22 protein-coding genes are annotated in these 24,989 nt (G+C 38.2%); 20 read left to right on the top strand and 2 right to left on the bottom strand.

Translation table 11 applies throughout. The features are described 5' to 3' along the window. The first annotated feature begins 76 nt into the window (after positions 1–76). The 4 genes from BQ5903_RS05865 to BQ5903_RS05880 all read left to right on the top strand — a co-directional run bounded on the left by BQ5903_RS05865 (position 77) and on the right by BQ5903_RS05880 (position 4,467). A complete protein-coding gene (locus BQ5903_RS05865) occupies positions 77–2,311 on the top strand; it encodes a RelA/SpoT family protein (RefSeq protein WP_010496056.1) in 2,235 nt (744 codons plus the stop codon). Between the two features lie 25 nt (positions 2,312–2,336). Then, the gene (gene dtd / locus BQ5903_RS05870) at positions 2,337–2,783 is read left to right on the top strand and encodes a D-aminoacyl-tRNA deacylase (RefSeq protein WP_029605165.1); all 447 of its coding nucleotides are present in this window, start codon (positions 2,337–2,339) and stop codon (positions 2,781–2,783) included. A gap of 68 nt (positions 2,784–2,851) precedes the next feature. Beyond that, the gene (locus tag BQ5903_RS05875) at positions 2,852–3,802 is read left to right on the top strand and encodes an alpha/beta hydrolase fold domain-containing protein (protein WP_056971077.1); all 951 of its coding nucleotides are present in this window, start codon (positions 2,852–2,854) and stop codon (positions 3,800–3,802) included. Positions 3,803–3,825: 23 nt separating this feature from the next. Next, entirely contained in the window at positions 3,826–4,467 is a 642-nt protein-coding gene (locus tag BQ5903_RS05880) for an HAD-IA family hydrolase (RefSeq protein ID WP_079579121.1), read from the top strand. A 56-nt stretch (positions 4,468–4,523) separates the two neighbouring features. Here BQ5903_RS05880 and BQ5903_RS05885 read toward each other — a convergent pair whose 3' ends face one another. Then, positions 4,524–5,381 (bottom strand): N-acetylmuramoyl-L-alanine amidase, encoded by an 858-nt coding sequence (locus BQ5903_RS05885; RefSeq protein WP_029605157.1) that lies wholly within the window; start codon positions 5,379–5,381, stop codon positions 4,524–4,526. Positions 5,382–5,940: 559 nt separating this feature from the next. Here BQ5903_RS05885 and hisS point away from each other — a divergent pair. The 5 genes from hisS (at position 5,941) to BQ5903_RS05910 (ending at position 12,221) form a co-directional block, all read left to right on the top strand. After that, on the top strand, positions 5,941–7,239 hold the full coding sequence (gene hisS / locus BQ5903_RS05890; protein WP_079579123.1) for a histidine--tRNA ligase: 1,299 nt from the start codon (positions 5,941–5,943) through the stop codon (positions 7,237–7,239). 6 nt (positions 7,240–7,245) lie between these two features. Continuing rightward, the gene (gene aspS, locus BQ5903_RS05895; RefSeq protein ID WP_079579125.1) at positions 7,246–9,036 is read left to right on the top strand and encodes an aspartate--tRNA ligase; all 1,791 of its coding nucleotides are present in this window, start codon (positions 7,246–7,248) and stop codon (positions 9,034–9,036) included. A 157-nt stretch (positions 9,037–9,193) separates the two neighbouring features. Continuing rightward, positions 9,194–10,066, top strand: coding sequence for a YitT family protein (locus tag BQ5903_RS05900; protein WP_056971968.1), 873 nt, complete (start codon positions 9,194–9,196; stop codon positions 10,064–10,066). A gap of 22 nt (positions 10,067–10,088) precedes the next feature. Beyond that, the gene (locus BQ5903_RS05905; RefSeq protein WP_079579127.1) at positions 10,089–11,267 is read left to right on the top strand and encodes a CDP-glycerol glycerophosphotransferase family protein; all 1,179 of its coding nucleotides are present in this window, start codon (positions 10,089–10,091) and stop codon (positions 11,265–11,267) included. Between the two features lie 51 nt (positions 11,268–11,318). After that, positions 11,319–12,221 carry a deoxyribonuclease IV gene (locus BQ5903_RS05910; protein WP_010496033.1) on the top strand — a complete coding sequence of 301 codons (903 nt, stop codon included), beginning with the start codon at positions 11,319–11,321 and terminating at the stop codon, positions 12,219–12,221. Positions 12,222–12,303: 82 nt separating this feature from the next. On the opposite strand, the gene BQ5903_RS05915 is transcribed toward BQ5903_RS05910, so the two are convergent. Then, positions 12,304–13,131 carry a pyruvate, water dikinase regulatory protein gene (locus tag BQ5903_RS05915; protein ID WP_010496032.1) on the bottom strand — a complete coding sequence of 276 codons (828 nt, stop codon included), beginning with the start codon at positions 13,129–13,131 and terminating at the stop codon, positions 12,304–12,306. Between the two features lie 293 nt (positions 13,132–13,424). On the opposite strand from BQ5903_RS05915, the gene rpsU reads away from it, so the two are divergent. The 11 genes from rpsU (at position 13,425) to rpoD (ending at position 24,952) form a co-directional block, all read left to right on the top strand. Beyond that, on the top strand, positions 13,425–13,610 hold the full coding sequence (gene rpsU / locus BQ5903_RS05920) for a 30S ribosomal protein S21 (protein ID WP_003690207.1): 186 nt from the start codon (positions 13,425–13,427) through the stop codon (positions 13,608–13,610). A gap of 21 nt (positions 13,611–13,631) precedes the next feature. Continuing rightward, positions 13,632–14,078 (top strand): GatB/YqeY domain-containing protein, encoded by a 447-nt coding sequence (locus BQ5903_RS05925; RefSeq protein ID WP_010496031.1) that lies wholly within the window; start codon positions 13,632–13,634, stop codon positions 14,076–14,078. Between the two features lie 140 nt (positions 14,079–14,218). Then, positions 14,219–15,196, top strand: a complete 978-nt coding sequence (locus BQ5903_RS05930; protein ID WP_056972469.1) for a PhoH family protein — start codon at positions 14,219–14,221, stop codon at positions 15,194–15,196. A gap of 32 nt (positions 15,197–15,228) precedes the next feature. Then, a complete protein-coding gene (gene ybeY / locus BQ5903_RS05935) occupies positions 15,229–15,708 on the top strand; it encodes an rRNA maturation RNase YbeY (RefSeq protein WP_056972468.1) in 480 nt (159 codons plus the stop codon). Continuing rightward, positions 15,692–16,096: a diacylglycerol kinase family protein gene (locus tag BQ5903_RS05940; protein WP_231920926.1), complete on the top strand. Its 405-nt coding sequence runs from the start codon at positions 15,692–15,694 to the stop codon at positions 16,094–16,096. Before ybeY ends, BQ5903_RS05940 begins: the two co-directional genes overlap by 17 nt. A gap of 45 nt (positions 16,097–16,141) precedes the next feature. Further along, complete coding sequence (gene era / locus BQ5903_RS05945) at positions 16,142–17,044, top strand: GTPase Era (protein WP_010496024.1); 903 nt, start codon at positions 16,142–16,144, stop codon at positions 17,042–17,044. Between the two features lie 68 nt (positions 17,045–17,112). Continuing rightward, on the top strand, positions 17,113–17,907 hold the full coding sequence (gene recO, locus BQ5903_RS05950) for a DNA repair protein RecO (protein ID WP_010496022.1): 795 nt from the start codon (positions 17,113–17,115) through the stop codon (positions 17,905–17,907). A 589-nt stretch (positions 17,908–18,496) separates the two neighbouring features. Next, on the top strand, positions 18,497–19,414 hold the full coding sequence (gene glyQ / locus BQ5903_RS05955) for a glycine--tRNA ligase subunit alpha (protein ID WP_010496020.1): 918 nt from the start codon (positions 18,497–18,499) through the stop codon (positions 19,412–19,414). Between the two features lies 1 nt (position 19,415). Further along, the gene (gene glyS / locus BQ5903_RS05960) at positions 19,416–21,494 is read left to right on the top strand and encodes a glycine--tRNA ligase subunit beta (protein WP_079579129.1); all 2,079 of its coding nucleotides are present in this window, start codon (positions 19,416–19,418) and stop codon (positions 21,492–21,494) included. Between the two features lie 451 nt (positions 21,495–21,945). After that, positions 21,946–23,817 (top strand): DNA primase, encoded by a 1,872-nt coding sequence (gene dnaG, locus BQ5903_RS05965; protein WP_079579131.1) that lies wholly within the window; start codon positions 21,946–21,948, stop codon positions 23,815–23,817. Between the two features lie 13 nt (positions 23,818–23,830). Then, entirely contained in the window at positions 23,831–24,952 is a 1,122-nt protein-coding gene (gene rpoD, locus BQ5903_RS05970) for an RNA polymerase sigma factor RpoD (protein WP_010496014.1), read from the top strand. The last annotated feature ends 37 nt before the right edge of the window (positions 24,953–24,989 follow it).

Consider the following 24,989-nt stretch of genomic DNA (forward strand, 5'->3'; position numbering starts at 1 on the left):
TTATATCATGTAATTGGATATACTGAGTTAACTTTTAAGTGTTCTTTATTTGAAGTTTATTTTGGGGTGAATGATTATGGAAAAAGAAACAATTTGGAGTGCCGAAGATGTACTCTCTATGTGTCGGGATTATATGAATCAAGAACATGTTGCTTTGGTACAAAAAGCATGTGATTTTGCAACATATGTCCACAAAGAACAGGTTAGAAAATCAGGGGAACCTTATGTTATTCATTCGATTCAAGTTGCTGGTATTCTGGCAGACTTAAAGATGGACCCAGCTACTGTTTGTGCTGGCTTTTTGCATGACGTCGTTGAAGATACAGAAGTCACTTTAGGTGATGTGGGTGAACTTTTTGGCAAAGACGTACAAATTATTGTTGATGGTGTGACCAAGTTAAGCAAAATCAAGTATATTTCTCATCAAGAAGCTCAAGCAGAAAATCACCGTAAATTGTTGCTTGCAATGTCACAAGATTTACGGGTGATCATTGTTAAACTTGCTGATCGCCTGCATAATATGCGGACACTGAGCCATTTGCGCCCTGATAAGCAACGAAGGATCGCCAATGAGACTCTTGAAATCTATGCACCATTAGCTGATCGTCTAGGTATTAGTACAATCAAGTGGGAACTAGAAGATACTTCTTTGAGATACTTAAACCCTCAACAATATTATCGAATAGTACACTTAATGAATTCTAAGCGTACGGAGCGATTGAAGTACATTGAGCAAGTGATCGAGCAAATTAAAAAAGCGATCGCTGATTTAGATTTGAACTGCGAAATTTATGGTCGGCCAAAGCATATTTATTCGATTTACCGCAAGATGCGAGATCAGCACAAACAATTTGAGCAAATTTATGATCTGATAGCCATTCGTGTGGTCGTAAAATCCATTAAAGATTGTTATGCAGTTTTAGGCGCGATCCATACAAGATGGAAGCCAATGCCAGGGCGTTTCAAAGATTATATAGCTATGCCTAAAGCTAACATGTATCAATCGTTGCATACGACCGTTTTGGGCCCGGCAGGTCGACCTTTCGAGGTACAGATCCGTACGGAAGAAATGCATCAAGTTGCTGAGTATGGTATTGCTGCTCATTGGGCATATAAAGAAGGAAAAAAGGACGCTGTCAATTCAACGGATACTGGGGAAAAGTTAAACTTTTTCAAAGAGATCTTGGAGTTTCAAAATGAGTCCGAAGACGCTAATGATTTTATGGAAAGTGTCAAAGGGGATCTGTTTTCTGATCGGGTTTATGTTTTTACACCTAAAGGTGATGTTCTCGAGCTTCCTAAGGGATCAGTTCCGCTGGATATGGCCTATTCGATCCATACAGAGATTGGTCACCATACCACAGGAGCCAAAGTTAACGGCAAGATAGTTCCCTTGAATTATCAAATCAAAAATGGTGACATCGTTGATATTTTGACTTCACAAAATTCTGCGGGCCCGAGCCAAGACTGGCTTGATTTGGTCCATACTAATAAAGCACGTAATAAAATCAGACGTTTCTTCAAGCAACGAGATCGGACCGAAAATATCGATACCGGTCGTGATGTTTTACAAAATTCATTGGTGGATGCTGGTTTTGATCCACATGAAGTTTTAAATGATGAAAATATTGCTCGCGTTTTAGAGAAGAAGCACTTTAAAACGGTGGATGATTTATACGCTGCGATCGGTTTTGGCGAACTTACTCCGATCGGAGTCGTTAATGTTTTAGTTGAAAATATTAGACAAGAACAAGAAGAAAAAAAGCGCCAGCAACAAGAAAAAGAACTTCTTGAAGAGCATAAATCACTCAATAATGAACATAAAAGCAATCCAAAAGCGAAGAAGACTACAAATAAAGAAGATAGCGTAGTTATAGCTGGGATCGACAATATGTTGGTCCGCTTGAGTCATTGTTGTAATCCGGTTCCTGGTGATGACATCGTTGGTTATATCACCAAGGGACGCGGAGTTTCAGTTCACCGTGTGGATTGTCCAAATGTTAAGAACGAAGAAAAAAATGGAACTAGGTTAATTGATGTATCTTGGAATAATATTCCTGAAGAACATCCGTTTTATGATACAGACTTAGAGATCGAAGGTTATAATCGTTCAGGTCTGTTAAATGATATTTTGCAAATGGTCAATAATTCAACTAAGAATCTTAATTCAGTAAATGGCAGAGTGGATAATAATAAGATGGCGATCATCAATATTACAGTTGGAGTCCGTGACACCATTGAATTGCAAAGATTGATCGATAATATTAAGCGGGTTTCGGATGTATATGTTGTTAAAAGAGTGATTCATTAATACTGTTTTGAAAGGAATGTTATTTTTGCGAGTAGTTGTGCAAAGAAGTAAAGATGCTCAGGTTGAAATAGCCGGAAAAGTTGTCGGGCAAATCAGCCATGGTTTTGTACTCTTAGTTGGTTTTACAGAAGGCGATGGAGAAGATGAAATTAAATACTGTGCTAATAAGATCGCTAAGTTAAGAGTTTTTAGCGATCCTGATGGAAAGATGAATCAAAGTTTGGCTCAAGTTGGCGGCAGCATTTTGTCTATTTCACAATTTACATTGTATGCAGATACAAGAAAAGGAAATCGTCCAGGTTTTTCCAAAGCACAGGATCCAAAAATCGCAGAGCAAAACTATGACTTGTTTAATAAATATTTGGCTGATTTTGGTTTAACGGTCGAAACGGGAGTTTTTGGGGCTGATATGCAAGTCAGCTTACAAAATGACGGACCAGTCACGATTATTTATGATACAGCAGAACTTTAATTCAGATCTATAAATGCAGAAGTAAAACCCGTTTCAATATTTTGATTTTAAAATGAAGAGGTGATGTTATGGCATTGATTTCTTTAGAACCTGAAGCTCGCCAAGTTTGTGAACGTGCTAGCTCGAAAAACTTTGTTCCTACAACGATTACGATCAATGTAATCAGAGAAAGACTGGCTTTCGAACAGCGAACGCCTGTTTATTTGCATAAAGTGAATGTGACTTCCGAAATTTTAGATTTAGGATCTGACCTCGGACAAATCAAAGTCCATCTTCTTTTTCCTCCAGATTTAAAGCCAGGTGAACATTTGCCCATAGTTTTTTATATTCACGGTGGTCAATTTATTGCCGGTGACGAATCAAGTTATCATAAGTTAGTGAGTGAATTAGCGGCTAGAAGTCGGGTGTGTTTAATTTTTCCTGAGTATACTTTGGCTCCAGAAGCTCAGGCGCCAGTACAACAACGACAATTGTTGGCGGTTTTCAAGCAACTGCCCAATTTCGCGGGTAAATATGGTTTAGACCTTGGACGTTTGATCCTAGGGGGCGACGATGTCGGTGGCGGTCTGGCAGTTTCTTTGGCTTTGCAACAAGTACAAAAAATTAAAATTTATAAGATGTTTTTGTTTTATCCAGTGGTTAATCATAATTTTGATACGTTTTCATATATTAGTTTTGCGGGCGGCTATTATTTGACGCGGGAACAGATGAAGTGGGCTTGGGGCAATTTTTTGGGACCTGATAACGATGGTAAAACGAAGTATAACTCACCTCTGTTAGCGACACAGGCTGAAATGGCGGCATTACCGGAAACCTTGATCATAACAGCAGAAGCTGATGTTGCGCGGGACGAAGGCGAAGCTTTGGCTAGAAAGATCCGCGATGCTCACGTTAAGACGGCGCAAATCAGAGTTCAAGGAACAATTCATGATTTCGTATTGAAAAATGAGTTAGATAAAACAGATGCTTGTCGCCTGGCAATGAATGTTGCCGTTGATTGGATCAAACCCTATATTTAATTTTTCTTGAAAGGAAGCTGCAAATGCATTACCGCAATTTTTTTTGGGATTTTGACGGGACGCTTTATGATACTTACCGAATCATGCCGCTTGCTTATCATGAGTCGTGGCATAATGCTGGATATGAAGTTTCTCAAGTTGAAGCTTATCAGATAATGCGCTTGAGGTCACTGAGCCAAGCCTTTATATATCATCAGACGAAATATAATATTTCTGATTCTAAGTTAATTGAAATCAGAGAACAATATAAGATCATTGAAAATAAACATTTTAGTGAAGTTAAACGGTTTGCTGGAGCAGCTGAAATACTTAAACAAGTGTCAGCCGCAGGCGGAAAAAACTTTTTATTGACACATCGTGCAAATGGGGCTGTCGAGTTATTAAAACGTGATGATCTGAAAGGGTTTATTTCAGGAAGTATTACTGGCAGGGATAATTTTCCACGGAAACCAGCACCTGATTCATTGAACTATTTGCTAGATAAGTTCAAGTTAGAACGGGCATCTGCAATAATGGTGGGCGATCGTCGTTTGGATATCAAAGCAGCGCATAACGCTAAAATTGCCGGCGCATTGTTTGATCCTGATAATTTAATGGCTCATCAAAAGATCCATGCTGAAATTAAAGTGCACTCACTAAGCGAGATGATAAATTCTGTTAGCTAGATAAAAATTTATTTTTATAGCAAAAAGGGCCTTGCCACTACGTGCAAAGTCCTTTTTTAATCACGGTGAAAATATTGAGTCAAACCAGCAACAACTTGGCTAGTAGCCTTGTTTTCATAGCCGCGAGAAGTTATTTTTTCAAAATCACGTTCAGAATTAATGTAGCCCATTTCAAGCAAAATTGCAGGGCGGGTATTGTCACGGATCACTAAAAAGTTGCCGATATCCACTCCACGGTTATCTAAGCCAAGTTGACTAAACTGTTGGTTGACGGTGTTTGCCAGTTTAAAAGAGGGCCCCTTATTATAGTAATAAGTCGTATAACCAGAAGCGATGTTGGCTTCCGGAGCAGAATCAAAATGAAAACTAATAAAAGCATCAGCATGCACTTGTTCTGCCAATCTTGGTCGTGCACCTAAACTGACAGTTGAATCATTGTCACGAGTAAGATATACTTTTGCACCCTTAGCGCGCAACTTTTTAGCAGTTTGTTTTGCATAACGCAAGGTATAAGTTTTCTCATCTTTATTAGAGTTTGAAAGCGCACCAGAATCTTCGCCGCCATGGCCCGGATCAAGAACGATCGTCGCGTTAGATAAAGAAGTAATAGGGTTTTTGTATGATGAAGAAATCATCCAATCAGCAACCCAACCGAACTGATTTTTATCAGTTTTAACATAAAGCCAGTGATATTTCGTTTTTATGATCTTTAATCTTGTACCCTGCGCTAAAGAGTTTTTATCTTTATATTCGATACCTGGACCGCTTTTTATCATGGCCTGTGTTGTTTCGACCTCAACTTGTTTAAAGTAAGATGTTGTTCGATAAATCAGTAAACTAAGTAAGGCCAAAATAATTCCAATTAAAATGACTTTATTCAATGGGATACGTTGCCCATGTTTATATTCTTGCATCAATTCCACCATCCGCTTAATTACCTATGCATAATATGCACAGAGTTAATTATACAAGACTTCACAATTTTTTACAGAAAAAGCTGTTGATTTTTTTGCGTTAATTCAATTGAGAAAAGTATTTTGCTTTGTTTTTAGCGGAAATTTAAGGAAATGTCTTGATTTTGCTTATTATTGTTTGTATACTGAAAAAAAGCCGTTGATGAAGAATAGTAATTTTGAAAGAACTTGTCAGAGAACGGGTGCTAGCTGAGATACCCGCCAAGTTAGATAAATGAAGACACTTTTAAGGTGTATGGTAACATGCCGTGCGCAGCGTTATTGCGAAGTAATAAATTAAGGTGGTACCGTGCATTTTTGCGCCCTTGTTCAAGTAGTTACTTGGCAAGGGCTTTTTGTTTGTATTGAGACAAATAAAAGTATGTTTTAATAGTTTTGATTATAGGATCCTTCCTATTTTCATCATTATGGAAAAATACAAATTCACACTAGAATAAATAAGTGTGTAAGTCAACGGAGAATCAATCAAGATATGTGATTTTATACGAGGAGGAATATTATGAAATATCAACGTCCAAAGGGTACGGCGGATATTTTGCCAAGCGATGCTCAGAAATGGGCAGCCATCGAGAACCGTGCGCGTGAGGTATTTAAAAAATATCGTTATCAGGAAATGCGGACACCAATGTTTGAAAGTTTTGATGTGTTTTCTCGTACATCTGGTGAAACATCTGACATTGTTACTAAAGAAATGTATGATTTTTATGATAAAGGTGAGCGTCATATTACTTTACGCCCCGAAGGAACAGCTGGGATCGTGCGGGCTTATGTAGAAAACAAATTGTACGGACCGGAAGTACCAAAGCCTTTTAAAACTTTCTACATGGGGCCAATGTTTAGATATGAACGGCCACAATCAGGTAGATTGCGTCAATTCCATCAGATCGGAGTCGAAGCATTCGGTGCAGATTCAGCAGCCTTGGATGTTGAAGTTATTTCCCTAGCAATGGCACTATTGAACAGTGTTGGTTTACACAGTTTGAAACTAAGCTTAAACACTTTGGGTGATAATGATTCACGGCAAAAATACCGTCAAGCTTTGATCGACTTTTTAGAACCCCATGAAGCAGAGCTTTCTGAAGATTCAAAAGAAAGATTGCATAAAAATCCATTGCGTGTTTTGGATAGCAAGGATGCAAACGACCAAAAAATAGTTGCAGATGCACCATCAATTTTGGACTATTTAACACCTGAAGCGTTTAAACATTTTGAATTAGTTAAACGATATCTGGATGCTCTTCACATACCATATGAGATCGATTCAAATATGGTTCGTGGTTTAGATTATTACAACCATACTATTTTTGAAGTTATGTCTGACTCTAAAGCCTTTGGCGGCAAGTGGACAACTATCTGTGCGGGCGGACGTTATAATGGCTTGGTTGAACAACTTGGAGGTCCAGAAACACCTGGTGTTGGTTTCGGTTTAGGTGTTGAACGTTTGTTATTAGTCTTAGACGCTGAAGAGATCGAACTAAATGAGCAACATGATCTTGACGTTTATGTCGTTGGGATCGGTGAACAAGCTGATGTTGAGGCCCTTAAATTAGTACAATCGTTAAGGCAACAAGGATTTAGCGCAGAACGTGATTATCTGAATAAAAAACCCAAGGGGCAATTTAAAGCGGCAAGTAAAGCAAATGCAGCTTACACCTTAACTATTGGGCAAGAGGAATTAGAGCAGCAAAAAGCTAACTTGAAGAATATGAGAGATGGTCATCAAGAATCAGTTGCGTTGCCAAAAATTTACGCTAATTTTGACCAGGCAAGAGCAATTCTAGATGAAAAGGAGAACTAATTAGATATGAAAAGAACAACATATGCAGGCTCAGTTGATGAGTCTTATTTAGGCAAAGAAGTTGTTTTAAAGGGATGGGTCCAAAAAAGAAGAGACCTAGGAAATTTGATTTTTATTGATCTTAGAGACCGTAAAGGCATTGTTCAACTTGTTTTCAGCCAAGAATTTGATGCTGATGCTCTGGCTAGTGCGGATACTTTACGGAGCGAATATGTGATCGAAGCCGTTGGAAAAGTTGTGCCACGTGCCGATGGTGCCGTTAACCCTGACATGAAAACTGGTAAAATCGAAGTTGAAGTTCATCAAGTCAATATTTTGAATAAGGCTAAAACTCCTCCGTTTTATATTCAAGATGACATTAATGCGTCAGATGATCTGAGGTTAAAATATCGCTATCTTGATCTTCGTCGACCAGAAATGCAGCGCGGTTTGTTGATTAGAAACAGGATCACACAAGCTGTTCACCGTTACTTAGATAGTAATGAGTTTGTTGATATTGAAACACCATACCTGACAAAATCTACACCAGAAGGAGCACGTGACTATTTAGTGCCATCCCGTGTTTATCCAGGCCACTTTTATGCCTTGCCGCAATCTCCGCAGCTGTTTAAACAACTGTTGATGGGTGCTGGATTTGATCGTTACTATCAGATCGCACGTTGTTTCCGGGATGAGGACCTTCGCGGAGATCGTCAACCTGAATTTACACAGATCGATCTTGAAATGTCGTTTATGACTGTAAAAGAAATTCAGGAAATGACTGAGGGTCTCTTAAAAGCTGTGATGAAAGAAGCAGTCGATTTTGAATTAAAGAATCCGATCCCACGGATCACTTGGAATGAAGCGATGGACCGTTTTGGTTCAGATAAGCCTGATATTCGTTTTGCCATGGAATTGCATGATATGTCTGAGGCCGTTAAGGATGGCGGATTTAAAGTTTTTGATTCTGTTTTGGAAAACGGTGGACAAGTAAAAGCAATTGCGGTTCCTGAAGGGGCAAAAGCATATTCGCGTAAACAAATCGATGCCAAACAAGATTACATCAAACGCTTCGGCGCAAAGGGCTTAGCATGGGTCAAGGTTACTGAAGATGGTTTACAAGGGCCGATCGCTAAGTTCTTCAAAGATAAGACAGGTAGTATTAAAGCTGCTGCTGAAGCACATGAAGGCGACTTGATCTTGCTTGTTGCTGACAAACGTAAAGTTGTTGCTGATTCGTTAGGCTACTTGCGGACATCTATTGCAAAAGAAATGGATATGATCGATAAATCCGCGTTTGCCTTTATTTGGGTCGTTGATTGGCCATTGTTTGAATATAGTGAAGATTTTGAACGTTACATTGCTGCTCATCATCCATTTACGATGCCAAATGAAGAAGATCTTGACTTGCTTAAAACGGATCCGCATAAGTGTCACGCACAAAGTTATGACATTGTTTTGAACGGGTATGAACTTGGAGGTGGATCGATCCGTATTCATCGTCGTGACATTCAGGAACAAATGTTTAAAGCATTGGACTTTACCAAAGAAAAGGCCGAGGAACAGTTTGGTTGGTTTATGGAAGCTCTTGACTATGGTTTTCCACCGCATGGAGGATTGGCATTAGGATTAGACCGCTTTGCAATGTTGTTAGCCGGCAAAGACAATATCCGTGAAGTTATTGCATATCCGAAGAATTCTAAGGCATCTGAACCTTTGACTAACGCGCCCAGTTTTGTTTCTGGTAAACAGCTTGATGAATTATTCCTTAAGCCAGAAATTCCTGCCGATGCAAAGGTCAATAAACCTGAAGAATAATATTAATAAAGTCTGCTTTGATAGAAGGCAGGCTTTTTTTTATCCTAATAAGGGGGCTTGGTAATTTTTCAAGCAGATTGTTATAATAAAAGTACCTACTTTAAAGAAGTTCGATCTGATCAATAAATAAACAAACAAAAGGGGAAACATAAATAAAATGGATGAGCTGCAGCAGATATGGAAACGGCATGCATATGTCATGAGAGCCTCAACTGCTTTTTTGTATGGTATAGTAGTTTCAGTTGCCATGAACTTTTTTTGGACACCGGGCCATATTTATTCGTCAGGGATCACTGGGCTGGCCCAATTGCTAGCCACTATTAGTAAAAATAACTCGCTCCCATTAACAACAGCTTTCTGGTTATTCGCACTAAATGTGCCGTTATTTGGAGTAGCTTGGAAACAAATCGGCCATCGATTTAGTGTTTTTACATTTCTAGCTGTTATTTTTTCAAGTATCATGATCAAAGTTATGCACCCTATAAATCTGACAAGTGATCCAATTATTTGTGCTATTTTCGGGGGAGCCGTCAATGGTTTTGGAACTGGTTTGGCGCTAAAAAATGGTATTTCGACTGGCGGCCTAGATATTTTAGGGCTTGTTATCAAGAAGCATACCGGAAAATCGATCGGCACCATCAATATGATTTTTAATGGTTTCATTGTTTTGGCAGCTGGTTTTATGTTTGGCTGGCCTTATGCTTTTTATTCCGCCTTAGGTCTGTTCGTTAATGCTAAGGTAATGGATATGGTTTATACACGCCAAAAGAAAATGCAGGTCATGATCGTAACATCATCTCCAAATAGCGTGATCGAATCTATCCAAACTAGGTTAAGACGTGGGGTCACGATCGTCCATGGGGCAGAAGGGGCATATAAACATGATGCCAAAACGATTTTATTTACCATAATCTCACGCTATGAGCAGCCTGAATTAGAACGTGCCATGCAAGAGGCTGATCCACACGCTTTTGTTAGTATTGCCGAAAATGTGCATATTATGGGACATTTTTACGAGCCGGACCTTTAGATCGGAGATGTATCTTGATTAAATGTTGAAAACTGTTTATTTGTGGTTAGTATCTTTTTGTTCAAAAATATTTTCTAAAACGAATTCTGACCAAATCGTTTATCTTTTGAGCTTTGCGGGAAATGAAAATTTTATCGTACGTTTGGCTCAACGTGTTAAGCAAGAACCAGGAGGAAAACTGGTCGTGCTGTATCGTCCTAATTGTGTCAAAAGTGCCCACGAGCTGCGGGCACATAACATCGAATGTAGAGAGTTTTCAGATAATTTTTATTTTTTGACACATCAATTAAAAACAATTATGCAAGCTAAGTTAATATTTGCAGATAATTATTTTGCCTTTTTAGGCGGTTGTCAGTTTGATCATGACCGGACTCGAGTTGTTCAGATCTGGCATGCTAATGGAGCTGTTAAAACTTTTGGCTGGGAAGAGCCCAGAACAAAAGATAGATCAGCTAGTTCGAAAAAACGCTTTCAAAAAGTGTACGATCAATTTGATGATTTTATTGTTGGTTCTGCTAAAATGGGTGAGGTGTTTTGCAACAGTTATCATCAACCTATCGAGAAGATGAAAGTTTTAGGTTATCCCCGTACGGATCGTTTATTTTCGAATGAGAAAAAAACTCAAAAAAGAAAACAATTTTTTGCTGAATATCCTGAATTAGCACAAAAAGAGATAATTTTATACGCACCTACTTATCGTGAAACAGTAACAGGCGAAACATATTTCGATTTACCACAAGACTTTACAGCAATATTGGCTAATTTAAGTGCTGAACAGGTTATGCTAGTGAAACTCCACCCCCATGTCAAAGAGGCTATTTCTCACCTAAAAAAGCAACATCTAGCGCATGTTTTCTGGGTCGATGATTTTACTACAGATGACTTATTATTAGTCAGTTCACGGTTGATAACAGATTATTCTTCGGTGATTTTTGACTACACTCTTTTAGAAAATGCACGTCAGATTATTTTTTACTGTTATGATTTTGAAAAATATGCTCAAATTGTTGGTATCCAAAAAGACTTTAACGAATGGCTCCCGGGGAAAATGGTTTCTAACGCGTCAGATCTGCAAAAGCTTTTACAAATACCTTTGCCAGATGCTGCGGCTGATTTCAGTGTTTTTAACCACCTGTGGAATAAGGCAAATGACGGTAATGCGATCTCACATGTGTTAGAAAATTATTTTTATGGAAATTAGAATTGGTTTTAAAATTAGTGTTTGATTGAAATGCGACAAGGAGGCTTATACATGTTGTTAGGATGTCATGTCAGCATGCGTGGACAAGAGATGCTGTTAGGGTCGGCCAAACAGGCAGTCAATTATGGAGCTAATACATTTATGATCTATACGGGAGCTCCACAAAATACTAAGCGTAAAGATATTGATGAAATGAATATTCCTCTTGCGCACCGATATATGCAAGAACATCGTTTGACAAGCATTGTTGTTCATGCACCCTATATAATTAATCTGGGAAATACCACAAAGCCCGCTAAATTTGACTTTGCGGTGCAATTTTTACGTGGTGAAATTAAGCGAGCTTCTGCGTTAGGTGCCAAACAGATCACTTTACATCCTGGTAGTCATGTTGGGGCTGGTACTGATCAGGCAATTAAAAGCATTGCAAAAGGTCTAGATGAAGCTTTGCTGTTGGATGATGATGTGCAGATTGCTTTAGAAACGATGGCTGGTAAGGGAACTGAAGTGGGCCGCTCTTTTGAAGAAATTGCCCAAATTATTGATCTTAGCCAGATGAGTGAGCACTTGTCAGTGACGCTTGATACTTGTCACGCTAATGATGCAGGTTATGACATTGAACGCGATTTTGATGGAGTATTGAACGAATTTGACCATGTGATTGGCTTAGATAAGCTAAAAGTGGTTCATGTTAATGACTCTAAAAATGAGCAGGGTACGCATAAAGATCGCCACGAAAATATTGGTTGCGGGAAGATCGGTTTTACTGCATTGAATAATGTAGTACATCATCCGCAATTAACTGATATTCCTAAAATATTAGAAACACCATTTGTTGGTCCCGATAAAAAGCATAAGTATGCGCCGTACGGTTATGAGATCAAAATGTTTAAGAAACAAGAATTTGAGCCGGAGTTAAAAGATATGATCTACCAGACTCAAGGAATTGTTTAAGATCAAAACGAGCTTTAACATTAAAACGACACAGGTCGTAAATGTTAAAGCTCGTTTTTGTTTGAGTAGAAAATTACCTAGTTTATTCAGTTGGGTTTTGGTGATCATTCAAACTTTCCATAATCAATGTCGCTGTTTCTTCAATTGACTTATTAGCCGTATTAATAACCAGACACCCAAGCTTACGGTAGAGTTCTTGAGAAAAATTCAGTTCATTATTGATATTGTCAAGATTTGAATAATGGGAATCGGGATCCAAGCCGTACGCTACCATTCGTTGACGGCGAATAGAATTTAGAACCTCTGGATCATTGGTCAGTCCAAAAATCTTACGCTGATCGATTTCATATAGTTCATCAGGGATCTTAGTTTTAGGAACCAAGGGCAGATTTGCTACTTTGTAGCCCTTATTAGCTAGGTACAAGGATAGTGGGGTTTTGGATGTCCGCGAAACACCAAGCAAAACAATATCCGCCTGGGTAAAACCACTCGGATCTTTGCCATCGTCATATGTGACGGCGAATTCCATACATTCTATTCGTTTAAAATAATCCTGATCAGTATGGTGATTCATTCCTGCTTCTAGTTGCGGAGCAACTTGACTTCGGTCGGCTAACATTTGCAATAGCTTGTCTAATGCTCCTAAACATTGTAGAGAATTTTCCTGACAAAATTCCTTGATCTGCTCAGAGAGGTCTTTTAAAACCAAAGTGTGTACAATAACAGCATTGACACGCTTAGCTCGTTTTAAGATCCCATTGAGCAACGACGATGTTCTAACAAGTGGATATTGCTGAATATCGAACTTAACTTCTGGAAATTGAACTACTACTGCCTGAACTAAATTGTAAGCTGTTTCGCCAATAGAATCGGAAATCACAAATATTGTTATTTTATTATTATCTGGCATATAAAATCCCCCTCGTAGTAGATGAGTTGTCAATATAGGGTAAGACGTCTTTTTGTTTATTATACATGCTAAGCCAACCGAATAAAACCGATAATATATTAAGTTGATTTTCTTTAAAAAATGAAAATTAGTAAAATAAACGATCACAATAATGTGAAAATTTGTAATTCAGCGCTAATAACGTATTGACGCGTATTTTATGTTTATGTATAATAATAAGGAACTGGTAAGTTTGTGTTTCATTATGCAATTTTATACGGTTACACTTTAAGCTCGGAGGGAGGGAAAACATCATGTCAAAGACAGTCGTTCGTAAAAACGAATCTCTTGATGACGCTCTTCGTCGCTTCAAACGTACCGTTTCCAAAACAGGTACATTGCAAGAATACCGGAAACGTGAATTCTACGAGAAGCCAAGTGTTAAGCGTAAGAAAAAATCTGAAGCAGCTAGAAAACGCAAAAACAAACGTCGTTTCTAAAGTCCTAAGGGGGCGCATGTTGTGAGTTTGTTAGAAACACTGCAAAAAGATATGATTGCAGCTATGAAAGCTAAGGATAAGGAAAAATTAAGTACTATCCGGATGCTGAAGGCTGCAGCGACAAACGAAAAAATCAGCTTGGGTCATGATTTGACCTCTGATGAAGAAGTTTCCGTTTTGTCACGTGAGCTTAAGCAACGCAAAGATTCATTAAGCGAGTATGAAGTAGCAGATCGTCCTGATACAGTTGCTTCACTCAAAAATGAAATTAAAATTGTGGAAAGCTATATGCCTGCTCAACTCAGCGAAGATGAGGTCAAACAAATCGTTGCTGAGACTATTGCAGATATTCATGCTGAATCGCCAAGCGATTTTGGTAAGGTCATGGGTGCTGTAATGCCAAAGTTAAAAGGGCAAGCTGATGGTAAACTTGTCAACTCAACTGTTAAAGATTTACTTTCAAATTAAATTTAAAGGGTTCGGCTGATTGAAGTCGAGCTCTTTTTTGTTAGTAAAAATTCGTTTTCAGCATGCTGTACTTGTAATAAAATAGTGTATAAGCTATATTTAAAGTAATATTTAGTTATGCTTTTAAAGGAGACGTTCAATTGTCAGAGGAACAAATAATTGAAAAAGAACTGCGAGTCGGCAAGCCAGAAATACAGGCAGTTTTATTTGGTGTGAATGATAGCTATCTGAAATTGATTGAAGAGGGTCTTAATGTAGATATTAGACCTTTCGGAGATGTGGTGAAAGTTAAAGGAGATCAAGAAACTGCTGGCCAAGCGACTGAAATTATCAGAAAACTAACAAAATTAGTTGAACAAGGGATCGGCATTTCTGAAAGTGATGTTCTTTCGGCGATAAAGATGGCGCAAAATGGGACCTTGACCTACTTTCAGGACCTTTATAAAGAAACGTTGATCAAGGATAATAATGGCCGTCCTGTGCGGGTGAAAAACTTTGGTCAACGTAAATATGTTCAAGCTATCAGAAACAATGATCTTGTTTTTGGTATTGGCCCAGCCGGAACTGGTAAGACATTTCTTGCAGTTGTCATGGCAGTTGCCGCCCTTAAGAAAAAAGAAGTTGAAAGATTGATTTTGACTAGGCCTGCCGTTGAAGCAGGAGAATCCCTGGGCTTTTTACCAGGAGACCTCAAAGAAAAAGTTGATCCTTATTTGCGTCCGATCTATGATGCTTTGTACGCCATTTTGGGTTCTGAGCATACCGAAAGATTGATCGAACGTGGAGTCATTGAGATCGCACCTTTAGCATATATGCGTGGTCGGACCTTGGATAATGCTTTCGTGATCCTTGATGAAGCGCAAAACTCGACACGTGCTCAAATGAAAATGTTTCTAACACGCTTGGGTTTTGGTTCGAAGATGGTTGTAAATGGTGATGTCAGTCAGATTGATCTGCCAAAAGGTCATCAGCAAAGTGGCCTGATCGATGCCAGCAAAATTTTACAAAGTCTACCGCATATTAAGTTTATTCAGTTTTCCGGTAACGAGGTTGTTCGTCATCCTGTGGTTTCAGAAATCATTGCCGCTTATGATGAAGTTGACAATAAATTGCCGTAATAACTATACAGAAAAAGAGGATTATTAAATATATGGATCTAGAGATTTTTGATGAAACAAAAGAAGTGTCACAAGAATGGTTGACTATGGTCGATGAATTATTAAATTATGCAGGCAACTATATTAACTTACCTGCTAACACAGAAATGTCCGTGACTATCGTTGATAATGATAAGATCCATGCGATCAATAAAAAATATCGCGGTGTTGATAAGGCTACAGATGTGATCAGTTTTGCAATCGAAGAAGACGATGGTGAGGAAGAACCGATTATTTTTGCCGATGATCTTGACGTTGATATTCCTAAAAATATTGGCGACATTTTCGTTTCGCTCGACAAAGTTAGGGAGCAGGCTGAATATCTAGGTCATTCTGAAAAAAGAGAATTAGGTTTTTTGGTTGTCCATGGTTTTCTGCATTTAAACGGTTATGACCATATGCAGCCGGATGATGAAAAAGAAATGTTTGATTTACAAAGAAAGATTTTAGATGCCTATGGCCTTAAAAGATAAAAGAAAATTCACTACTAAATGGAAAAATCATAGTTTCATCCAAGCCTTAAAACACGCAACAGACGGGATACGAACAGTTTATAAAGATGAAAGAAATTTTCGCTTCGACTGTTGGGCCGGGTTGTTGGTTGTCATTGCCGGCTTTCTTTTGCATGTAACTAATAACGAGTGGCGTAGCCTATTATTGGCTGTATTCTTGGTTTTAGCCAATGAAGCATGGAACACCGTGATTGAAAATATTGTGGACTTAGTCTGTGGAACAAAACATCAATTACCTGCCAAAAAAGCAAAAGACATTGCAGCTGCGGCCGTTTTGCTTTCTTCTTTTTATGCAGTTTTTACGGCAGCAATGATCTTACTTCCAAAAATCTGGCACTTATTTTTTTAATTTTAAATTTGACTAAGTTTCTTTTGATAAAGAAAGGAAAATATAATGACAAAGACTTTTCATTCTGGTTTTGTAGCCATTATTGGCCGACCAAATGTTGGTAAATCAACTTTTCTCAACTACGTGATCGGACAAAAGATCGCTATTATGAGCGATAAGCCGCAAACTACGCGTAATAAGATCCAGGGGATCTATACTACAGATGATTCGCAAATTATTTTTATTGATACTCCAGGGATCCACAAACCACAAAGTAAATTGGGAGATTTTATGGTCGATTCTGCACTTTCGACACTAAATGAAGTCGACGCGGTTTTATTTATGGTGAATGCGACTCAAAAACGAGGTAAGGGCGACGACTTTATTATCAAACGTCTCCAAAACGTTAAAAAACCAATTTATCTAGTGATCAATAAAATAGATCAGATCCACCCTAATGATATCTTGCCAATAGTTGACGATTATAGACATGCTTTAGATTTCCAAGAAGTTTATCCGATCTCTGCTTTGAAAGGAAATAATGTTTTTGAGTTAGTTGATAATTTAGTAACTGATCTACCAGAGGGACCCCAGTTTTATCCGGAAGACGAAGTTACCGATCATCCGGAACGCTTTATTATTTCCGAGTTGATCCGTGAAAAGGTCAATCAGTTGACACGCGAAGAGATACCGCATTCTGTTGCCGTTGTCACAGAACGTGTAAAGCGGGAAAACGAACAAAAAATTCAAGTTTCTGCTTCAATTATAGTTGAACGGAACAGTCAAAAGGGCATCATTATTGGTAAGGGTGGTAAAATGCTGAAAAGGATCGGCACTTTAGCTCGGAAGGATATTGAAACTCTTTTGGGTGATAAAGTATACCTAGAATTATGGGTCAAAGTCCAAGAGAATTGGAAAGACCGTAAAACTGATCTTCAATCTTTGGGTTATAAACAAGATGACTATTAAAAGTTTGAACAGATCTAGCGCATGTTGGTCTAGGTCTGTTTTTTTATAATATTAAAAGGTTTTGGTTGGTGAAGGGAAGTGTTAAGTTGGCATCACATCAAGTAGTGGACTTTCATGGGATCGTCATTTCACGTAATGATTATAAAGAACGAGATATGTTAGTTAAAATCTTGACAGATAAATTTGGGATCAAAACTTTTTTTGTCAGAGGTGCCCGAAAGAAAGGATTCAAATTAGCGTCAGCGATCCTACCTTTTTCTCATGGAACATATTTTGGGAATGTTAACGACCACGGACTTTCATTTATTAATGGAACTAGGGAGTTGGAACAATACCAGCAGATATACTCTGACATCGAACTGAATGCATATGCTTCGTATATTCTAGGACTCGTTGGGGCTGCCTTTGGAAACGATGAACCTTTGCCCGGAGTTTGGTTCGATAATATTGCTACTGCAATTAATTTGATCGATCAAAGATTTGATGCAGCTATTGTCGCCAATATCATAGAGATCCAACTTTTAGAGCAGTTTGGAGTGAAACCATTCTTGGAAAGCTGTGTGATCTGTGGTAATTCTTCCGGTCCGTTTGATTTTTCCGAGACATATGGCGGACTTTTATGCCAACAGCACTGGTATCTAGATCTTCATCGCTTGCATTTAGACCAACGGACAATTTATTATTTGAGACTTTTTTCTGTTATCGATCTTAAACAACTGCATTCAATCAAGGTTAAGGATGTGACTAAACAGCACTTACGCCACACTATCGATACTTTGTATAATGACCAAGTTGGGGTCTATGTTAAAGCTAAAAAGTTTATTGATCAAATGGGAAGTTGGGATCAAATTTTAAAAAAATAGATGACTGATTCATTATGGGGTAAGTCTATTTTCTTCAAAGTATATAAAATCCGGAACTTATTGTATTTACTCAAGTATTTTATATGCTAATGTGCCTGAAGTTGTCCTCTTATTGTCAATATAATTACAAAAAACGCAAACTTTGTCTGCGAGCAATGTTCAGGTGCTTCAGATGGATCATATTTTTGAATGGCTATTACGGTATTAATTTGTTATTGACAAATATTTACTTCTGACTTATTGTTAGAATATTCGAATAACGTTGGCGAAAATGAGATTTGATCGAATCAAGTTGGTTTTAGCGAGTCTGGAGAGTGGAAGCAGATCATCAACTGTTCGAGTGGCAATCTTTAGTCAGAATTTTAAAAGCAGTCGGTTGTATAAACCGAAAGTAGGGTGGAACCGCGATCGTCTGACCGTCCCTATGTGGCATGGAATTGTCGCATAGGGACTTTTTTTGACTTTTAATAGTGGAATTTTGAGATTGAATTTTTCGGCTAACGTTTTTATTGTTCAAACAGATTATGGTAAGTCGGCAAATATTTTGCCTATTATTATCGTTCTGTATATTCTCAAGGAGGAAAACTTCATGTCTAAAAAGTTGAGTATTCAAGAAATCATCTTGACCTTACAACAGTTTTGGTCAAAACAAGGCTGTATGTTAATGCAGTCTTACGATACGGAAAAAGGAGCGGGCACAATGAGTCCTTATACCTTTTTACGTGCGATCGGTCCTGAACCATGGAATGTTGCATATGTTGAACCATCGCGGCGTCCTGCCGACGGTCGTTATGGCAAAAACCCTAATCGTTTGTATCAGCATCATCAATTTCAGGTTGTAATGAAACCATCTCCTGCTAATATTCAAGATCTATATTTAGATAGCTTGGCCGCTTTAGGAATTGATTCAAAAGAACATGACATTCGTTTCGTGGAAGATAACTGGGAAAATCCTTCTATGGGTTGTGCTGGTGTTGGTTGGGAAGTATGGTTAGACGGAATGGAGATCACTCAATTTACTTACTTCCAACAGGTCGGCGGACTAGAGGTTTGGCCAGTGGCTGCTGAAGTTACTTATGGTTTGGAACGTTTATCCTCGTATATTCAAGATGTTCAGTCAGTCTTCGATCTCGAATGGGCAGATGGCGTTAAGTATGGTGATATTTTCTCTCAACCTGAATATGAACAATCAAAATATTCTTTTGAAGAAAGTAATCAGGATATGTTGTTAAAAGCCTTTGACCAGTACGAGACTGAAGCTAAAAAGCAAATCGCTAATGGCTTAGTCCACCCCGCCTATGATTATATTTTGAAGTGTAGTCATACATTTAATCTGTTAGATGCCAGGGGCGCAGTCTCAGTGACTGAACGTGCAGGGTATTTAGCACGGATCCGTAATATGGCCAAGTCTGTAGCCAAAGTTTTTGTCGCCGAACGAAAGAAACTTGGTTATCCTTTGATCAAGGATGAAAAATTACGAACGAAATTATTAGAGGAGGACAAGTAAGATGAAACACACATTCTTATTAGAGATCGGCTTAGAAGAAATTCCTGCACATGTTGTAACTCCAAGCGTTGCTCAATTAGCAACACGCATGAAAGATTTTTTAAACGATTCTAGGATCTCCTTTGATGAAATTCAAACATATTCGACACCGCGCCGTTTAGCAGTTAAAGTTCTTGGCCTGGCAGATAAACAACCTGACATTAAAGAAGAAGCAAAAGGTCCCGCAAAAAAAATAGCAATTGATGATCAAGGTAATTGGTCTAAGGCTGCACAAGGGTTTAGCAGGGGCCAAGGTGTCGATCCTGATCAAATTTATTTTAAGGAATTTAAAGGCACCGAATATGCTTATGTTGAAAAGTCTGTTTTGGGTAAACCAGTTACAGAGGTCCTGACGGCTATCGATCAAGTAATCACCGCAATGCGTTTCCCAACTATGATGCGCTGGAGTACAAATGATTTTGAATTTGTACGTCCTATTCGCTGGTTGGTATGTTTGTTAGATGAGCAAGTGATCCCAGTTCAAATTTTGCAGATCAAGGCAGATCGAATTTCTGCAGGTCACCGTTTCTTAGGGCAGGATGTTTCACTTGCTAAGGCAGATGACTATCCAGCTAAATTAGTTGATCAAATGGTGATTGCAGATGCTAAAAAGCGAAAAGACATGATCCGAACTCAAATCGCAGAACTTGCACGCAAAAATGACTGGCAGATAGTGATAGACGAAGACCTGCTAGAAGAAGTTAATAACTTAGTTGAGTATCCAACAGTCTTTGCAGGTTCATTTGACAAGAAATATCTCTCGTTACCAGATGAAGTACTGATTACTTCGATGAAAGATCATCAACGTTTCTTCTATGTTCTCGATCATAATGACCAGATGCTGTCGCATTTTGTTTCGGTTAGAAATGGAAATGATAAATTTATCGAAAATGTCGTTGCAGGGAATGAAAAAGTTTTGACGGCTCGCTTAGAAGATGCTCGCTTCTTTTACGAAGAAGATCAAAAAAGACCAATTTCTGCCAGTGTTGAACGTCTAAAAAATGTCATGTTCCACGATAAAATTGGGACTATTTATGCTAAAATGCAACGAGTTACTTCAATCGCAGAATTTTTGGGACAAAAGGTCGAGCTAACTGCCACTGAGTTACAAAACTTAAAACGTGCTGCCCAAATTTATAAGTTTGATATTGTAACTGAAATGGTCGGTGAGTTTGCTGAGCTCCAAGGAGTAATGGGTGAGATTTATGCTCGGTTGTTTGGCGAAAATGAGAGTACTGCTGTAGCTATCAAAGAATCCTATATGCCTCTTGGTTCTGAAAGTGAATTACCGCAGACAAATGTTGGTGCTATTTTGTCAGTGGCAGATAAATTGGACAGTATTCAATCATTCTTTGCAGCTGGGATGTTACCTAGCGGCTCTAATGATCCATATGCTTTGAGAAGACAAGCTTTGGGGATCGTACGGATCGTTTTAGCTAAAGAATGGAATTTATCGGTAATTGATTTAGCAGCAGCAATCGATAATTCATATCAAAAGGAACAAGACTTATATACTAATACGCAACCTTCACAAAATAAAAATGAGTGGCGGCAATTTATCATGGATCGGGTTCATCAGCTATTGTCTGATCAGAATTATGCTTATGATATCGTAAATACAGTAGTTGAGTCGTCGCAAAACACTTTCCAGCAGATCTTTTCAGCAGCAGACGTTTTAACAAAACATCAGACTGATTCAGACTTTAAAGAAAATATTGAAGCATTAACGCGCACTGTCCGCTTGGCTCGTAAAGGTCAAAGTGATATCCAACCGGCAGTTAAGGAAAGTTTGTTTGAAAATGATTCTGAGAAAAATTTGTTTACAGCCTTTAATGCTGTTGCAAAATCATATGCAAATGAAGATTTGGAAGAACAATACGCAGCTTTAGCAAGTTTACGTGAACCGATCAGCGAATATTTTGATGAAACTATGGTTATGGTAGATGATCAGGCGGTCAAAAATAATCGGTTGACTCAGTTAGCTAATATTGCTAAATTGACATATTCTTTTGGCTCGCTTGATAATTTAAATGTTAAGTAATGGACCTTATTTTGAATAAATTTTACTTTAACTACAGACAATAAAAAACGAGAGTGAGACAAAAGATGTTTTAAAGCCGATTTGTAATGCGATCGTTGTTACAGAAAGGCTGTAATCTTTTGGAACACGATTAAGGACCGTCGATTTAACCCATTTAATAGGATAGATCGATGGTCCTTTTAGAATTACACAGTATTTATGTCCCAGCTTCATTTTTCATTAAAATACTAAAAGACCCTTTTTGAATTGGTGTTTCTGGGCTTTAATGGAACTTGGATTTTTTAGCGAAACAACATCTGGAAAATTTTGTATTAATAAGCTTTTTTCTTGCATAACCTTGAGTTTCATTATATCATTACTATTGATTATGTAAAAATAGACATGGTGAAGTCGCACATCTTTGGTGCGGCTTTTATAACCATTGTTGTCAAAGTTATTTTGAGGTGGTCGTGTGAGCAGAAGGATCCCCGAAGAGGTGATCGATGATGTCCGTTCTCAGGTCAATATTCTAGATATTGTTGAACAATATGTTCAAATGCATCGTTCAGGAAAAAATTGGTTCGGTTTGTGTCCTTTTCATACGGAAAAAACAGCGTCGTTCTCTGTCAATGAACAAAAACAGATCTTCAACTGCTTTTCTTGTCATCGAGGCGGCAACGTCTTTAAGTTTATTATGGAGATCGAAAATTTAAGTTTTCCTGAAGCAGTAATACGTGTGGCAGATCTAGGCAACGTAACCATTGATCAGGAATATATCGATGATGTTAAGACTGGTAATACTAATGGTGCTGATGATGAAGCTAATTCCGATGTTAGCGTTCTTAAAGACTATCATCGCGAAGCAGCAGAACTATATCATCATATTTTAGTCAACACACAATTAGGTGAAGAGGCTTTAAACTATTTGCATGGTCGCGGACTAACGGATGATTTGATCGAAGAATTTCAGTTGGGTTATGCGCCAGCTAATAAATTGCTCTTGCCTTTCTTTGATGAACATCAGCCGGATTATCAAAAATTGCGAAAGTCAGGCCTGTTTGTTGAACTACGAGATGGAAATTTAAGTGATCGTTTCAGAGAAAGGGTTATGTTTCCAATCAGAAATGCCGCCGGACAAGTTGTGGCTTTTTCTGGTCGCTTATTACAAAAAAGTGAAACACAGCCTAAATATTTGAATTCACCTGAGACTGATTTGTTTAATAAACGAGATGTTTTGTTTAATTTTGACAAAGCAAAAAATTCAGTTCGTACAGAAAAAAACATTATCCTTTTTGAGGGGTTTATGGATGTTTTGGCTGCTTACCGTGCTGGAGTCAAAAATGGTGTAGCTTCAATGGGAACAAGTTTAACAGAGCAGCAAGTATATACTTTAGCACGTGTTTCTAAGAAAATCAGCATTTGTTATGATGGAGATGAACCAGGACAAAATGCTACGAAAAGGGCTTTAGAGCTGCTTGGATCACTTGACCGTTTTGAGGTAAATGTCATTTCATTACCTGAGAAACTTGATCCTGATGAATATATCAGAAAATATGGTGAAGAAAAGTTTTATACGAAAGTTCACAGCAGCCCAGAAAGTAAATTGGCTTTTTACCTGCGTTATTATGAGCAGGGACGTAACTTAGACAATGAACACGATCAGCTGGCTTATCTTGATGACGTTTTGAAAAAAATAGCCCAGAGTACGGATGTTATTGAAGTTGACTTGTATCTAAATCGATTAGCACAAAGGTTTCAACTAGATAAGAATGCTCTGGAAGCTCAACTTAAAGAAATCAGATCTTCACAACGCAAAAAAAGTAATTTTCAGCAACAAAAAAATGTTTTGCAGAAGCGAAGCATTGCTATAGATCCAAAATTACAGGCTCCTGTCCATTATTCTATAATAGAACAGGCTGAAAGATTGCTATTATACCGCATCTTGCATGATCATAGCACATGGCTGAAAGTGGCTAATATTCCAGAGTTTAGTTTTGTTCATGAAAACTATCAGACGCTGTATCTGTTGGCGCAAGGTTTCTTTTTTAATCAACACCAAGCTTATGATAGTGCTGCTTTTTTAGATTTTGTGCAAGAAAGTGCCTTACAAGAGATCATAGTTTCACTTGAAATGAATAATTTTGCTAAACAAACGAGTGAGCAAGAAGTAAGCGATTGCTTAAAGTTAATTTTGCAAGCCTCACCTCTTGAAGATCAAATCGAGTCTGTCAAAATTCAACTGGCCCGTGCTAAAAGGATGAATGATCAGGACACTGTCGTTGCACTAACTGTTAAATTGATTGAATTATTACAACGTAAACAAGCTGGAATTTCAGCAATATAAGGAGGACCTCGCCTTGGCAGAAGAGAAAAAGAAAACAAATGATGTAGAAAAACAATATAAAAAAGAATTACGCAGTTTGATTCATGAATTTAAGCCTAAAAAACAGATCAAATATTCCGTGTTATCTAAAAAATTAGTAGAACCCTACCAATTAAATGCAGATGCAATGGATAAGTTGATCGAATCAGTGGAAGATGCTGGGATTTCCGTTGTGGACGAAAAAGGTGAACCAAGCGAACATGCTTTGCATGCAGCTACTAAACAAGCTGAAAATGCCAAAAGAGATGTTTCTGCTCCCTCTGGTGTCAAAATCAACGACCCTGTCAGAATGTATTTGAAAGAAATCGGTAGAGTTGATCTTTTGACTGCTGATGAGGAAATTGCCTTGGCTTTAAGGATCGAACAAGGAGACGAATATTCTAAACAACGTTTAGCAGAGGCTAATTTACGTTTGGTTGTTTCTATCGCTAAACGCTATGTTGGACGCGGCATGTCATTTCTTGATTTGATTCAAGAAGGAAACATGGGCTTGATGAAAGCCGTTGAAAAATTCGATTATCGTAAGGGATTCAAGTTTTCCACATATGCAACTTGGTGGATCCGTCAGGCAATTACTCGTGCTATTGCTGATCAGGCTCGGACGATCAGAATTCCAGTGCACATGGTTGAAACTATTAATAAATTGATCCGGATCCAACGTCAGCTTTTGCAAGATCTTGGGCGTGAACCTATTCCTGAAGAAATTGGTGCTGAGATGGATATGCCAACGGAAAAGGTTCGTGAGATATTGAAAATCGCGCAAGAACCAGTTTCCCTTGAAACACCAATCGGTGAAGAAGATGATTCTCATTTAGGTGATTTTATTGAAGATGCAGAAGCTACTAGTCCAGCTGATCATGCTGCTTATGAATTGTTAAAAAAACAGTTAGAAAGTGTTCTTGATACTTTGACGGATCGTGAAGAAAATGTTTTACGGTTACGTTTCGGTTTAGATGATGGCCGGACCAGGACCTTGGAAGAAGTAGGACGTGTTTTTGGTGTGACCCGCGAGCGAATTCGTCAAATTGAGGCCAAAGCATTGCGTAAATTACGCCATCCTTCTAGATCTAAGCAATTAAAAGACTTTTTAGATTAAAACAGTATACTTTTTATGATAATTTATGTTAAAGGGT

The organism is Ligilactobacillus acidipiscis, from assembly GCF_900116935.1.
In the GTDB taxonomy this organism is placed as follows: domain Bacteria; phylum Bacillota; class Bacilli; order Lactobacillales; family Lactobacillaceae; genus Ligilactobacillus; species Ligilactobacillus acidipiscis.

Bases quoted from the DNA above. Each gene is read 5' to 3' on its own strand.
- rpsU (WP_003690207.1), top strand. From the start codon at position 13,425: ATGTCAAAGACAGTCGTTCGTAAAAACGAATCTCTTGATGACGCTCTT.
- BQ5903_RS05905 (WP_079579127.1), top strand. From the start codon at position 10,089: ATGTTGAAAACTGTTTATTTGTGGTTAGTATCTTTTTGTTCAAAAATA.
- BQ5903_RS05900 (WP_056971968.1), top strand. From the start codon at position 9,194: ATGGATGAGCTGCAGCAGATATGGAAACGGCATGCATATGTCATGAGA.
- BQ5903_RS05865 (WP_010496056.1), top strand. From the start codon at position 77: ATGGAAAAAGAAACAATTTGGAGTGCCGAAGATGTACTCTCTATGTGT.
- BQ5903_RS05885 (WP_029605157.1), bottom strand. From the start codon at position 5,381: ATGCAAGAATATAAACATGGGCAACGTATCCCATTGAATAAAGTCATT.
- glyQ (WP_010496020.1), top strand. From the start codon at position 18,497: ATGTCTAAAAAGTTGAGTATTCAAGAAATCATCTTGACCTTACAACAG.
- BQ5903_RS05915 (WP_010496032.1), bottom strand. From the start codon at position 13,131: ATGCCAGATAATAATAAAATAACAATATTTGTGATTTCCGATTCTATT.
- BQ5903_RS05880 (WP_079579121.1), top strand. From the start codon at position 3,826: ATGCATTACCGCAATTTTTTTTGGGATTTTGACGGGACGCTTTATGAT.
- glyS (WP_079579129.1), top strand. From the start codon at position 19,416: ATGAAACACACATTCTTATTAGAGATCGGCTTAGAAGAAATTCCTGCA.
- BQ5903_RS05875 (WP_056971077.1), top strand. From the start codon at position 2,852: ATGGCATTGATTTCTTTAGAACCTGAAGCTCGCCAAGTTTGTGAACGT.
- BQ5903_RS05910 (WP_010496033.1), top strand. From the start codon at position 11,319: ATGTTGTTAGGATGTCATGTCAGCATGCGTGGACAAGAGATGCTGTTA.
- hisS (WP_079579123.1), top strand. From the start codon at position 5,941: ATGAAATATCAACGTCCAAAGGGTACGGCGGATATTTTGCCAAGCGAT.
- BQ5903_RS05940 (WP_231920926.1), top strand. From the start codon at position 15,692: ATGGCCTTAAAAGATAAAAGAAAATTCACTACTAAATGGAAAAATCAT.
- era (WP_010496024.1), top strand. From the start codon at position 16,142: ATGACAAAGACTTTTCATTCTGGTTTTGTAGCCATTATTGGCCGACCA.
- aspS (WP_079579125.1), top strand. From the start codon at position 7,246: ATGAAAAGAACAACATATGCAGGCTCAGTTGATGAGTCTTATTTAGGC.
- ybeY (WP_056972468.1), top strand. From the start codon at position 15,229: ATGGATCTAGAGATTTTTGATGAAACAAAAGAAGTGTCACAAGAATGG.